At 70.7% G+C, this 13150-nt stretch carries 11 protein-coding genes; 9 read left to right on the top strand and 2 right to left on the bottom strand.

Annotation, left to right across the window (positions count from 1 at the left end):
- The first annotated feature begins 53 nt into the window (after positions 1–53).
- From ACW178_RS04100 to ACW178_RS04135, 8 genes are read left to right on the top strand one after another with little or no spacing between them, the layout of a single operon-like run.
- The gene (locus ACW178_RS04100; protein WP_035307558.1) at positions 54–1313 is read left to right on the top strand and encodes a TolC family protein; all 1260 of its coding nucleotides are present in this window, start codon (positions 54–56) and stop codon (positions 1311–1313) included.
- A complete protein-coding gene (locus ACW178_RS04105; RefSeq protein WP_035307560.1) occupies positions 1310–2473 on the top strand; it encodes an efflux RND transporter periplasmic adaptor subunit in 1164 nt (387 codons plus the stop codon). The genes ACW178_RS04100 and ACW178_RS04105 overlap by 4 nt, the downstream gene beginning before the upstream one ends.
- Before the next feature lie 3 nt (positions 2474–2476).
- A complete protein-coding gene (locus tag ACW178_RS04110) occupies positions 2477–5722 on the top strand; it encodes an efflux RND transporter permease subunit (RefSeq protein ID WP_155988116.1) in 3246 nt (1081 codons plus the stop codon).
- A gap of 49 nt (positions 5723–5771) precedes the next feature.
- A complete protein-coding gene (locus ACW178_RS04115; protein WP_035307562.1) occupies positions 5772–6107 on the top strand; it encodes a DUF190 domain-containing protein in 336 nt (111 codons plus the stop codon).
- Between the two features lie 33 nt (positions 6108–6140).
- Positions 6141–6734 carry a cation efflux transmembrane domain-containing protein gene (locus ACW178_RS04120; protein WP_035307564.1) on the top strand — a complete coding sequence of 198 codons (594 nt, stop codon included), beginning with the start codon at positions 6141–6143 and terminating at the stop codon, positions 6732–6734.
- Positions 6734–7645 carry a cation diffusion facilitator family transporter gene (locus ACW178_RS04125; protein WP_035307566.1) on the top strand — a complete coding sequence of 304 codons (912 nt, stop codon included), beginning with the start codon at positions 6734–6736 and terminating at the stop codon, positions 7643–7645. The genes ACW178_RS04120 and ACW178_RS04125 overlap by 1 nt, the downstream gene beginning before the upstream one ends.
- A gap of 30 nt (positions 7646–7675) precedes the next feature.
- On the top strand, positions 7676–8044 hold the full coding sequence (locus tag ACW178_RS04130; protein ID WP_035307568.1) for a hypothetical protein: 369 nt from the start codon (positions 7676–7678) through the stop codon (positions 8042–8044).
- 59 nt (positions 8045–8103) lie between these two features.
- Complete coding sequence (locus ACW178_RS04135; protein WP_492024895.1) at positions 8104–9285, top strand: acyltransferase family protein; 1182 nt, start codon at positions 8104–8106, stop codon at positions 9283–9285.
- Here the strand turns inward: ACW178_RS04135 and ACW178_RS04140 are convergent, their stop codons facing one another.
- Positions 9286–9924 (bottom strand): Fur family transcriptional regulator, encoded by a 639-nt coding sequence (locus ACW178_RS04140; RefSeq protein WP_231492484.1) that lies wholly within the window; start codon positions 9922–9924, stop codon positions 9286–9288. It lies immediately after the preceding gene.
- A gap of 66 nt (positions 9925–9990) precedes the next feature.
- Between ACW178_RS04140 and ACW178_RS04145 the strand changes: the two genes are divergently transcribed.
- The gene (locus tag ACW178_RS04145; protein WP_287106114.1) at positions 9991–12147 is read left to right on the top strand and encodes a heavy metal translocating P-type ATPase; all 2157 of its coding nucleotides are present in this window, start codon (positions 9991–9993) and stop codon (positions 12145–12147) included.
- 446 nt (positions 12148–12593) lie between these two features.
- On the opposite strand, the gene ACW178_RS04150 is transcribed toward ACW178_RS04145, so the two are convergent.
- On the bottom strand, positions 12594–13061 hold the full coding sequence (locus ACW178_RS04150) for a DUF411 domain-containing protein (protein ID WP_035307575.1): 468 nt from the start codon (positions 13059–13061) through the stop codon (positions 12594–12596).
- Positions 13062–13150 lie beyond the last annotated feature (89 nt).

A 13150-nucleotide genomic window follows, 5' to 3' on the forward strand; every position in this document is an offset into this window, starting at 1 on the left:
GGGACTGCGCGCGATCGCGCGCCTTCACGTCAACCATCCGGGAAACAGGACCTATGCCATCCCTTGAACGCCGGCTGCCGCATCCTGCGGCGGGCGGAGCCGCGATCGCCCTGGCGGCGATCCTGGCCATTCTGGCCCCAGGGTCAGCCATCGCCGAACCCGTCACCCTGGCCGAGGCGCTGGCTCGCGCCGCGACCTCCTCGCCCGCCCTGGCGGCCGCCGAAGCGGATGTCGCGGCCGCCGTCGGCCGCGCGCAGCAGGCCGGTTTCCGACCCAATCCCGAGCTCGGCCTGGAGGTCGAGAATTTCGCCGGCACCGGCGGCTTCTCCGGCGTCGATGACGCGGAAAGCACCCTGAGCGTCGAACAGCGGTTCGAGCTCGGCGGCAAGCGGTCCGCGCGCGAGCGCGCCGCCCAGGCCGAGGTGGACGCCGCCCGGCTGCGCCTGGCCGTGGCCCGCGCCGATCTGGAACAGGAGGTGCGCGACGCCTACGCCGAGGCTTGGGCCGACAGCCGCCGGGTCGAACTGGCCCGCGACCAGTTCCTCCGCGCCGACAACCTGCAGACCATCGCCACCGAGCTCGTGGACGCCGGCCGCGAGCCGCCGCTTCGGGCCCTGCGGGCGCGCACGGCCGCCCTGGAGGCGGTCGGCCGGGTTCGGGCCGCCGAGGCCGAATACGCCGAAGCCCAGCGCGCGCTCGCCGCCCTGTGGGGCGGCGGCGAAGACCTGCCCGAACCGACCGCTCCCGACGCCTTCCCGGCGCCGGCTGCGATCATCGACCCGGCCACAGCGCTGGACGTGCGTCTCGCCGAGGCGGAGGTGGCCACCTCTGTCGCCGTCGTCGAGCGGGAACGGACCCTGTCGCGCCCCGACGTGACCGTCAGCGTCGGGGCACGCCAATTCCGGGGCACGGACGACACCGCCCTGGTCTTCGGCGCCTCCATGCCGATCGGTCTGTTCGACCGCAACCAGGGCAATATCGCCGCCGCCAACGCGGAGCGGACCGGAGCCGAGGCTCGCCGTAACGCGGCCCTGGCGGGCGCCATCCGGCGGACGCGCGATGCCCAGGCCGCGCTTCGCACCGCCGAGTCCCAACTCGCCTTCCTCGAGAACCAGGCCGAACCCGAGGCTATCGAAGCGGTGCGCATCGCCCGCGAAGGCTTCTCGGCCGGCCGCTTCACCCTGCTGGACGTGCTCGACGCCGAAGAGGCGCTCAACACCGTCCAGGCCGACATGATCACCGCCGAGCTGGAGCGGGCGCAAGCCGTCGCCGCCCTGACCCGCGCTACCGAAACCGAAGGATCCGCCCGATGAAGAGACTCACCAACCAGCAACGCCTGCTCGGCGGCGCGGCGGCGGCCGTGATCGTCCTCGGCGGCGGTTTCGCCGTCTGGACCATGACGCGCGGTCCCGACGCCGCGCCGGAAGCCGCCGCAGAAGCGGAAGAAGAGCACGGCGCGGGGGAAGCCCTGGAGATGGACGCCGCCCGCATCCAGGCGGCCGGCATCGTCCTCGCGCCCGTCGGCAGCGGCTCGCTGAGCGCCGAGATCGTCGCCCAAGGCACGGTCGTGGGCACGCCCCAGGGCGAGGCGGTGCTCGCGGCCCGCGCCGACGGCGTGATCACTCGAGTCTCCCTGAGGCTGGGCGACAGCGTTCGCGCCGGCCAGATCGTGGCCCTGATCGAAAGCCGCGAGGCCTCGACCATCGCGGCCGAGCGCTCGGCCGCCCAGGCCCGGCTGACCGCCGCCCGGCAGGCGCTCGCCCGCGAGCAACGGCTGTTCGACGCCCAGATCACCGCGCGGCAGGAACTCGAGGCGGCCCAGACCGTCCTGGCCGAGGCCGAGGCGGAAGCTCGCCGGACGTCGTCCGCCGCCGCCGCCGCCCGGGTCTCGGGCGACGGACGCAGCACGGGCGTCGTCAGCCCGATCAATGGCCGGGTTACGGAAGCGAACGCCACGCTCGGCGCCTTCGTGACGGCCGGGACCGAACTGTTCCACGTCGCCAACGCCAGCCAGATCGAGATCCAGGCCTCGGTCTCCGCCGACGACGCCGGCCGGATCGCGCCGGGCGACCGGGCCAGCATCACCCTGCCCGAGGGCGAGGTGCAGGCGACGGTCCGATCGATCACGCCGGGGGTGAACGCGGAAAGCCGCGCCGCCACCGTGCTGCTCAACGTCGCCGGGGTCGGAGGCCTGCGTCCCGGCCAGGCGATCGCGGTGAGGATCTACACGCGGGATGCGGGAACCACCGGCGGCGTCTCCGTCCCCGAGGAAGCCATTCAGACCGTCGAGGGCCGCGACGTGGTGTTCGTCAGAACCGCAGAGGGCTTCGCCGCCACGTCGGTCAGCGTCGGCCAGCGCAGCGCCGGCCGGGCCCAGATCACCGCCGGCCTGACCGCGGGCCAGGTCGTCGCCACCCGCAACGCCTTCCTGCTGAAGGCGGAGTTGGGCAAGGGTTCGGGCGAGGAAGAATAGATCATGATCGCCAACCTCATGGCCCTGTCGGTGCGGGCGCGATGGATGATCATCGCGCTGGTGCTGATCGTCTCCACCTACGGCGCCTGGCAGCTCACGCAGCTGCCGATCGACGCCGTCCCCGACATCACCAACAACCAGGTGCAGATCAACACCCAGGACCCTTCACTGTCTCCGGTGGAGATCGAGAAGCGCGTCACCTTCCCGGTCGAGACGGCCATGGCCGGCATTCCCGGTCTGCACTCGACCCGGTCGCTGTCCCGCAACGGCTTCTCGCAGGTCACGGTGATCTTCGAGGAGAACGTCGACCTCTATTTCGCGCGCCAGCAGGTCAGCGAGCGCCTCGTCCAGGCCCAGGAGAGCCTTCCCGAGGGCGTCCAACCCCAGATCGGGCCCGTCACCACGGGCCTGGGCGAGGTCTTCATGTACGCGATCGACTACGCCAATCCCGGCGGCCGCGGAGCGACAGTCCGCAACGGCCAGCCGGGGTGGCAGTCCGACGGGTCCTTCCTTACGCCCGAGGGCGATCGTCTGACCGACGACATCTCCCGGGCGGCCTATCTCCGGACCGTCCAGGACTGGATCATCGCGCCGCAGCTGCGGACCGTGAACGGCGTCGCCGGCGTGGACACCATCGGGGGCTTCGAGAAGCAGTACGTCGTCGAGCCGGATCCCACCCGTCTGGCTCAGTACGGCGTCTCGTTCAGTGAACTGGCCGAGGGCCTCGAGGCCGCGAACCTGTCGATCGGCGCCAACTTCGTCGAGCGCGGCGGCGAGGCCTATCTGGTGCGGGCCGACGCCCGCATCCGCAGCCTGAGCCAGATCGAGGAGGCCATCGTCGCCACGCGCGGCGGCGTGCCCGTCGCCGTTCGCGATGTCGCGACCGTCCGTCTCGGCGGTGATCTGCGCACCGGCGCGGCGACGATGAACGGCCACGAGGTCGTCATCGGCACCACCCTGATGCTGATCGGCGAGAACAGCCGCACGGTCGCCCGTGCAGTGGGGGAACAGCTTGAGACGACCGTCCGGTCTCTGCCGCCGGGGATCAAGGTCACACCCGTCCTCGACCGGTCCAAACTCGTCAACGCCACCATCTCGACCGTGCAACGCAACCTGATCGAGGGCGCCATCCTGGTCGCCATCGCCCTGTTCCTGCTGCTCGGCAACGTCCGCGCCGCCCTGATCGCGGTGGCGATCATCCCGATTTCCTTCTTCATGACCGCCATCGGCATGAATTTCATGGGAGTGTCCGGCAACCTGATGAGCCTCGGCGCCCTCGATTTCGGTCTGATCGTCGACGGCTCGGTGATCATCATCGAAAACTGCCTGAGACGTCTTTCCGAGCGCCAGCACCATGAAGGGCGTCTTCTGACCCTGCGCGAGCGGCTCGAGGAGACCACCATCGCCACCCAGGAGATGATCAAGCCGACCGTCTACGGCCAGGCCATCATCCTGCTGGTCTTCGCGCCGCTGCTGACCTTCCAGGGCGTCGAGGGCAAGACCTTCTCGCCCATGGCCATCACCCTGATGCTCGCCCTGGTCGCGGCCTTCATCCTGTCCATCACCTTCATTCCGGCCATGGTCGCCCTAGTGATGCGCAACAAGGTCTCCGAGAAGGACGTCTTCGTCATCCGCTGGATCAAGGCGAAATACGAGCCGGTGCTGCGTCAGGCCGTGGCCCGGCCGTGGCCCTTCGTGGGCGGCGGTCTGGCCCTGTTCGCCGTGGCCGGGGTGATCTTCACCATGCTCGGCCAGGAGTTCATCCCGACCCTGGATGAGCGCAACCTTGCGCTGGCTTCGCAGCGCGTACCGTCGACGGCGGTAGAGCAATCCCTGCGCATGCAGGTGGGGGTTGAGAGGGCCGTCACTCGACTGCCCGAAGTCGCGCTGATGTTCTCCAAGACCGGCACGGCCGAGGTGGCTACCGACCCCATGCCGCCCAACATCTCGGACGGCTTCATCATCCTCAAGCCGCAGGACCAGTGGCCGGACGGGGTGGACACCAAGGAAGACGTGATCGAACGGGTCGAGGCCGCGGCCAACGCCCAACTCGGTCAAGCCTATGAGCTCAGCCAGCCGATCGAGCTGCGCTTCAACGAACTGATCGCCGGCGTGCGCGGCGACGTGGCCGTCAAGATCTATGGCGACGACCTCGACAAGCTGACGGCCACGGCCAACCGGATCGCGGCCCAGCTCAACGCCACGCCGGGGGCGGCCGACGTAAAGGTCGAACAGACGGATGGCGCGCCGTCTCTGGACGTCACCTTCGATCGGGCCGCCATCGCCCGCTTCGGCCTGAGCGTGGAGGAGGTGGCCGATACGGTCGCCGCCGCCATGGGCGGGCGCGAGGCGGGACAGCTGTTCGAGGGCGATCGCCGCTTCGACGTGGTGGTGCGCTTGCCCAACGCCAGCCGCCCCGACCTCGACGCCATCGGCGCCATCCCCGTGATGCTGCCCGAGGCGGAGGGCCGCACCCGGGCCTCCGTGCCGCTGCGCCAGGTGGCCTCGTTCCGTTTCGCGGAAGGGCTGAATCAGATCAGCCGCGAGAACGGCAAGCGCCGCGTCGTGGTGCAGGCCAACGTCCGCGGCCGCGACGTCGGCTCGTTCGTCACCGAAGCCACGCCCAAGGTGGAAGCTGTTCCCTTGCCTGCGGGCTCGTGGATTGAGTGGGGCGGCCAGTTCCAGAACCTCAAGGCGGCTTCGGATCGGCTGTCGCTGGTGGTGCCGATCTGTTTCCTGGCCATTTTCGCGGTGCTGTTCCTCGCCGTGGGGACGTTCGGACGGGCGGTGGCGGTCTTCCTGACCGTGCCGCTGGGCCTCGCCGGCGGGGTCTTCGCCCTCGCGCTGACCGGCATCTCCTTCTCGGTATCGGCTGCCGTGGGCTTCATCTGCCTGGCCGGCGTGGCCGTGCTGAACGGCCTGGTGGTCATGTCGTCCATCCGGCAGCGGCTCGACGCAGGAATGGAGCTCTCCCGCTCCATCATCGAGGGCTGCATGGAACGGGTCCGCCCGGTCATCATGACCGGCCTGGTCCCGGCCATCGGCTTTGTGCCCATGGCTTTGGCCCACGGGACGGGTGCCGAGGTCCAGAAACCCCTGGCCATGGTCGTCATCGGCGGCCTGATCACGGCGACCCTGCTGACGCTGCTGGTCCTGCCAGCGATGAGCCGGCTGGTGCTCGGCCTGACCGAGGGTCGGCGTCCCAAACCACTCGACACGCCGGCGGCGGAGCCGGTCCCGGCGGAATAGTCACGGTCCCCGCCGCCCGGCGGCGGGGACGCCCTTTCAGGAGGCGACCATGCCCGATCCCATCAAACTGATGCGCATCTACACCGACGAAGCCGCCTATTTCGGGGACCGCAAGGTCTTCGAGATCGTGGCCGACCGCGCGCGCGAAGCCGGCGTCGCCGGCGTGACCGTCCTGCGGGCTCTGGTCGGGTTCGGCCACACGCCGCACACCCATCGCCGGCACCTGCTGGACGACGACCAGTCCCTGATCGTCGAAATGCTGGACGAGGAGTCAAAGCTTCGCGCCTTCGTCCAGACCCTGACCGATCTGGAACATCTGGGGCCGATCACGCTCGAGGCGGTCGAAGTCCTGCGCTGGCCAAATGCAACGCCGGACCCTGCCTAGACGCTGGAACAGGCACGAAGAGAGGAGAAGGCCATGAGCGTGAAGACCGATGAAAGCCGCCAGAAACAGATTCTGCTCCTCGTTCTGGGATTGAACGCGGCCCTGTTCGTGGGGCTCGGCGTCGCGGGCTGGCTGGCCGATTCGAGCGCGCTTCTGGCCAACGCCGTGGACAACGCCTCGGACAGCGCGGTCTATCTGATCAGCTTTCTCGCGGTCGGACGCTCGCCCGCCTGGAAGACGCGGGCCGCGCGGGTGTCGGGGGTGCTGCTCCTGGTCTTCGCCGCCGGGGTGATCGCCGATGTCGCCCGGCGATGGCTGACCGGGGCCGAGCCGCTCGGACCGACCATGATGGTCATGGCCGTGGTGGCCGCGGGGGTGAACCTGTGGTGCCTGCTGCTCCTGAAGCGGGTCAGGACCGACGATGTGAACATGCGGGCGGCGGAGACCTTCAGCTTCAACGACTTCATTTCCAACGGCGGCATCCTGGTCGCCGGCGGCCTGGTGATGTGGCTGGGACGGTCCTGGCCCGATCTGGTGGTCGGCGCTCTCGTGGCGCTCATGGCCGTCAAGGGCGGGCTGGAAATCCTGAAGGACGCGAAAGAAACCCGGGAAGAGGCGACACCCTGATGGCGGGTCACGATCACAAGGACGGCGACAAACACGACCACACGGCGGGCGCCAATTCGCGTCAGCTGACCATCGCCCTGGGCCTGACCGGGACCTTCCTCGTCGCCGAGATCGCCGGCGGCCTCTACTTCAACAGCCTCGCCCTGCTGTCCGACGCCGCGCACATGTTCACCGACGCGGCCGCGCTCGCCATCGCCCTGCTGGCCATCAAGATCGGGCAGCGGGCGGCGGACGACAAGCGGACCTTTGGCTACCGGCGCTTCGAGATTCTGGCGGCCGCGTTCAACGCGGTGCTGCTGTTCCTCGTGGCGGGCTACGTCCTCTACGAGGGCATCAAGCGGATCTTCGACCCGGAGCCGGTCGGCTCGATCGGCATGCTGGCTGTGGCCTCGGTCGGCCTGGTGGTGAACCTGATCGCCATGCGGGTCCTGGCGGCGGGCAAGGACAAGAGCCTGAACATCAAGGGGGCCTATCTGGAGGTCTGGGCCGACATGCTCGGCTCGCTCGGCGTCATCGTCGCGGCCATCGTCATCACCCTGACCGACTGGCGCTGGGTCGATCCGATCGTCGCCATCGGCATCGGCCTGTGGGTCCTGCCGCGCACCTGGATCCTGCTGCGCGACACCACCCACATCCTGCTGGAGGGCACGCCGCGCGGCGTGGTCATGGCGGAGGTGCGCGGCGCCATCGAGGCGATCGACGGCGTCGACAGCCTTCACGATCTTCACGTCTGGGTCTCCGGCGCGGACCAGCCGAGCTGCACCGTCCACCTGGTCCTGGACGACAGCGCGGCGCCAGAGCCGGTGCGCCGCGCCGTTGCGGCGCTCCTGGAAGAGCGGTTCGCGATCCATCACAGCACCGTCCAGATCGAGGCCGAGCCCTGCGGCGACGTCGAGGGCGGCCACCGGTGAGCCGGGCGGCGTCCGCCTGAGGAGGGGAGCATGGGCGGCAAGAGATTCACGGTCCGCGGTCGCAGCCCCGGTTGGTCCGAACGGCCCTACAGCAAACGCCGCGCCGGGCGCCCCCGTCCGCCGGAACGGCCCCGGCCGGTGCTCGACCTCGTCGCCGCCGGCGTCAACCTGACGCTCGCCGTCGGCGGCGCCCTCTTCATCGGGCTCAGGCTGTACAGCGTCTTCAGGCTTCCGCTCGTCGTCGGCTACGGCGCCACGTTGGGCCTGCTGGGCGCCGCCTGTCTTGTCAGCGCCCGGCCGGGCTGGCCGCGGCGTCTCACCGCCGCCGGACTGGCGATCGCCCTGGCGGTCGGCGCCGCCCTGCTCTGGCCCGGCGGGCCGCCCTGGGCCGGACGCTAACCTTTCCTTGCCCGCTCGCGGGCTACGGTGGGCGCATGGTCCTTGGCGACGACGCATCGATGAAGCCCCGCCCGCCGCGCATCGCCCGCGGCGGCTGGCTGGACGCGCTCCGCTTCATCGTCGGCGCGCTGATCATCCTCTACCATTTCCGCGAGGCCTCGCCGGTTCCGCTGCCGCAACTGCATCCGGTGTTTGACCGCGGCTATCTGCTCACCGACTTCTTCATCATCGACTCCGGCTACGTCCTGGCCCGCATCTACGGCGACCGGCTCGCGGCCGGCCAGGCGTCGCTGCGCGCCTATGCGCGCCAGCGCCTGTTGCGGGTCATTCCGGCCCACCTCGTCGTCAGCCTTATTCTCGTGGCGATCGTCGGCGGCGCCGCCCTGGCGGGGGTCGCGCCCAGCAATCCGCGCTGGTTCGACTGGTCGCAGCTGCCGGCCCAGGTCCTGCTGGTCCAGGCCTATGGCGTGCCAGGCGGGCAGGGGTGGAACGCCCCGACCTGGACGCTCTCGGCCCTGATCGGCTGCTATCTCCTGCTGCCCTGGATCTGCCGCGTCCTGTGGCGCTGGCCGCCGGTCGCCATTGTGATCGGCGCGACGTTGCTGGTAATCGGCGCCGACGTCGCCGCCACGCTGTGGCTCGGGGATCCGATCTACCGGCTGCCGATGCGCTACGGCGTCCTGCGCGCCCTGCCGCTCTTCCTGCTCGGGGTCGCGGCGGCCTTCTACGGTTCGCGGGTCTATGTCCCGCCGCGCCGGGCCCGAGCGATCGGCGTCGGCGCCGCCGTCGCGCTCGTGGGGCTGCAGGCCTTCGGCGCCTTCAGCTTGCTGTCCCTGGGTCTGATGACCGTGATCATCTGGGCCGCCGGCGCCGTGCCGGTGCTCCGGCGGTCGCGCCTGGTCGAACACCTGGCCCTGATGTCGTTTGCGATGTTCCTGACCAATGAGGTGAGCCGCATCGTCTGGTTCGGACTGCTCGACGCCCTGGGGCAGGACGCCCTGTCAGCCGGGGTTCGCTGGGCGCTGTGGTCGATCGGCTTCATCGGCGCCTTCGTGGCGGCGGCGGTGTTCCGATACGCCTTCGACCGGCCGGTGCAGACCTGGCTCAATCCGTCCCGACGGGCGGGCTCGACCCGAAGGTCGGCCGCCGCCACCGAACGGGCCATGGAACTGGCCGCGGGCCCCGGCGTCGCCGCGGCCGGGCGCCCGGGCCAGGCCGTCATCGACCCGCCGCGGGCTTGATCAGGGGCGCGGCTCAATGCTTGCGGGCCCGGACCCCGCGGCCGCCTCCGGCTCCGTCTGGAGGACCGGATCCCGGGCGGCGCCGGGGCGCGGCGGGCGGCAAGCCGAACACAGACCCTGGCCTTCGAGCGTGATCCGTTCGATCTCGTAGCCCGCCGCTGTCGCGGCCGCGTTCAGCGCAGCCAGGTCGGGCGCGGGAACCTCGCGACAGGAGCCGCAGCAGTCGCACAGCAGGTAAAGGGCCGGCGCGCCGGGCCGCTCGGGATCGCAGGCCACGTAGGATTTGAGGGTGGAAAGACGATGAACCAGTCCTCGGGTCTCGAGGAACTGCAGCGCCCGATAGACCGTCGCAGGCTTCGCGACGCGGGCATCCTGGTGATACGTCGCCACGAGATCATAGGCCTTGGCCGGAGAGCCCGCGATAAGCAGGAGCTCCAGCACCCTGCGCCGGGGGCGCGTCAGCCTGTCCCCAGCGGCGGCCACGCGGGCGGCGGCTGCGCCCAAAGCGCGTTCCACCTGTGCCGCCGTCGGCGGCGCGGTCTCCCGGTCGTGCGGACAAGGCGAGGTCATCAACGGGCTGGGCCCGGCCTCCAGGTTCAGCGGACGGCGCCCTTCACTCCAACCGAACGGCGCGCTCATTTTTAGCTTGCATCTACAGTCGCTGGAGGAGGTAGCCTTGCCCTGTAGAGATCACAAGGAACAGACATGACGGCGCAAACCCTCGAAAGCCGATACCGGGTGACCGGGATGGATTGCGCCAGCTGCGGCCGCAAGATCGACACGGCGATCCGCAGGCTGCCGGGCGTCGAGGACGTGTCGGTGGCGGTGCAGACCGGCGTGCTGAAGATCAGGCATGGCGGAGACCTCGCTGACGAAGCGGTCCTGCAGCAACTGCGCAACCTGGGCTACAGCGGGGAAGCGGCCTCGCCGACGTCCGGATCCGTTGCGGCGCCGGCCGGCCCGCCTCCGGCGGCCGCCGGGGCCGGGGGCGCCCCGTGGTGGTGGACCGGGAAGGCGCGCCTCACCGCGCTCTGCGGCCTGGCGCTGCTGTCCGCCTATGGACTGGGCACGCTGTTCCCCTCCCTCGAACGATACGCCTTCCTCGCCGCCCTGGCCGTGGGGTTGATTCCGATCGCGTCGCGCGCCTTTTCGGCGGCGCGCCACGGCACGCCCTTCTCCATCGAAATGCTGATGACCATCGCCGCCGTCGGCGCCGTCTTCATCGGGGCCGCGGAAGAGGCCGCCGCCGTCGTCCTGCTGTTCCTCGTCGGCGAAATGCTGGAAGGGGTGGCGGCCGGACGCGCGCGCAAGAGCATCCAGGGGCTCGCCGCCCTCGTGCCCAAGACCGCCTTCGTCGAGGTGGACGGCGTGACCACGGAAGTCGCCGCCGAGACCGTGGCGGTGGGCGCGGTCATCCTGGTCCGGCCCGGAGACCGCGTTCCCGCGGATGGCGAGATCATCGAGGGCGCGGGAGACCTCGACGAGGCCCCGGTGACGGGCGAGAGCGTGCCCAAACGCAAGGTCGTGGGCGATCCTGTGTTCGCCGGCACGATCAACGGCGGCAGCGTCCTGCGGGTGCGCGTGACGGCCTCGGCCTCGGACAACACCATCGCCCGGGTGGTGCGTCTCGTCGAGGAGGCGCAGGAATCGAAATCTCCGACCGAACGGTTCATCGACCGCTTCTCGAAAATCTACACGCCGGGCGTGCTCGTGTTCGCCGCCCTCGTCGCGGTCACGCCGCCGCTGCTGTTCGGCGGAACGTGGAGCGAATGGATCTACAAGGGCCTCGCCGTGCTGCTGATCGGCTGCCCCTGCGCCCTGGTCATATCCACGCCGGCCGCCATCGCCGCCGGCCTGTCGGCGGGCGCCCGGCGCGGCCTGCTAATGAAGGGCGGGGCCGTGCTGGAAACGCTCGGCAAGATCACCGCGATCGCCTTCGACAAGACGGGGACCTTGACCGCCGGCAAGCCCGTCGTCACCGACGTCGTCGCCGGGACGCGGGACGCCTCCGCCCTGCTGACCCTGGCGGCCGCGCTGGAGACGGGATCAAGCCATCCGCTGGCCCTCGCCATCCTGGCCCGAGCCGAGGCGGATGAGATCACGGCGCCGCCGGCGTCGGCCACCCAGGCCATTGCGGGGGAGGGCGTCGAAGGCGAGGTCGGCGGCGAACGCATATTCCTCGGCTCGCCGCAGGCCGCGGCCCGGCGCGCGCCGATCTCGCCAGCCCAGGACGCAGCCATCGCCGCCCTCAACGCCGAGGGCAAGACGGTGTCCGTCCTTGTCGCCGCAGGCGGGGTGGCCGGGTTCCTCGCCATGCGTGACGAGGCGCGGCCCGATGCGGTCCAGGGTCTGGCCGACCTGAAGGCGCGGGGCATCCGCACCGTCATGCTGACGGGCGACAATCGCCGCACGGCGGAGGCGGTCGCCGCCGGGCTGGGCATCGAGCCCCGGGCCGAACTGCTGCCGCAGGACAAGCTGGTGATCGTCAAGGCGCTCCAGGCCGAAGGTCTGGTGGTCGCCAAGGTCGGGGACGGCATCAACGACGCCCCGGCCCTGGCCCAGGCGGATGTCGGCATCGCCATGGGCGGCGGCACCGACGTGGCCCTGGAGACCGCGGACGCCGCCGTCCTGCGCGGCCGGGTCAGGGACATTCCCGACATGATCGCCCTGTCCCGCGGGGTGATGGGCAATATCCGGCAAAACATAACCATCGCCTTGGGATTGAAGGCCGTCTTCCTGGTCACCACCGTGATCGGAGTGACGGGCCTGTGGCCCGCCATCCTCGCCGACACCGGAGCCACGGTCCTGGTCACGGCCAACGCCATGCGCCTGCTGCGCTGGACGCCGCGTCGACAGGCCTGACGGGAGAGAGCCGGGCTCGAAGGGCCGCGCCGGGAGGGATCCGGGTCAGCCCCTGGCCAGCGAAGGTCAGGGATTATCCGGCGCCGCGCAACCCTGCCTCCGCTCGCGGATTGCATCCCGACACGGCAAGCGACGCCGGAGCGGAGCGCAGGGTGTCATGGGCGAACAGACTGGCGATCAACCGGATGTCGATGGCGAGCGCCCCGACACCGCGAGGACCCGCGGCGAGACTGATCCGGACGCTCCCGCGACGCCGCCGAAGCTCCATATGACGGGCAGGGGTCTCAGCCCGGCCGAGTATCGCGCCCAGCACGGCGGTCACCCGCATCAGGCTGACTTTTCGCGAGGCGCCGATGGCGGCGACGACCCGGCGGAAGCGGCTGGGGCGGGCCAACCCGACAGGCCGTGAACCGGTCGCCTGACGCCCTCCGGCCGCGGGTCGGCGGTCAGGTGCCGTTGTGTCGGCCGAACACGCGGGTCGAGCCGTCGTTGAGGATCAGCACCGTCGTATAGGGTTCGCGGCCGGCGGCCTCCATGCCCGGCGAGCCCGCCGGCATGCCGGGCGCGCTCAAGGCCCTGGCGGCGGGGCGTTCGCTGAGGAGCCGATCGACATCGCCGGCGGGGACGTGGCCTTCGATGGCGTAGGCGCCGACCACCGCCGTGTGACACGAGGCCAGCCGGTCCGGAACGCCGTGCTGCGCCCGGATCGGAGCCAGATCCTCGCGCTCGACGACCTCGACGGTCCAGCCGGCCTGGCGCATGTGCGCGATCCAGCCGCCGCAGCAGCCGCACCAGGGCGTCTTGTAGGCGGTCATCCGCTTCGGCGGCGCGGCGAGGGCCGGGCCGGCGAAGGCGAGGGCCGGCAGCGCCGTCAGAAGGGCGCGTCGGGAGGGGGAGGGCGAAGAGGCGGGCATGACGGCATCCTGGCGAGCGAGGCGACGATCCTAGCCGGATCGCCGGGCGTTGACGACGCTGACGATGTCGCGGGCCGCCGTCAGGCCTG

The sequence above is a fragment of the Brevundimonas sp. AVps4 genome (assembly GCF_058681525.1).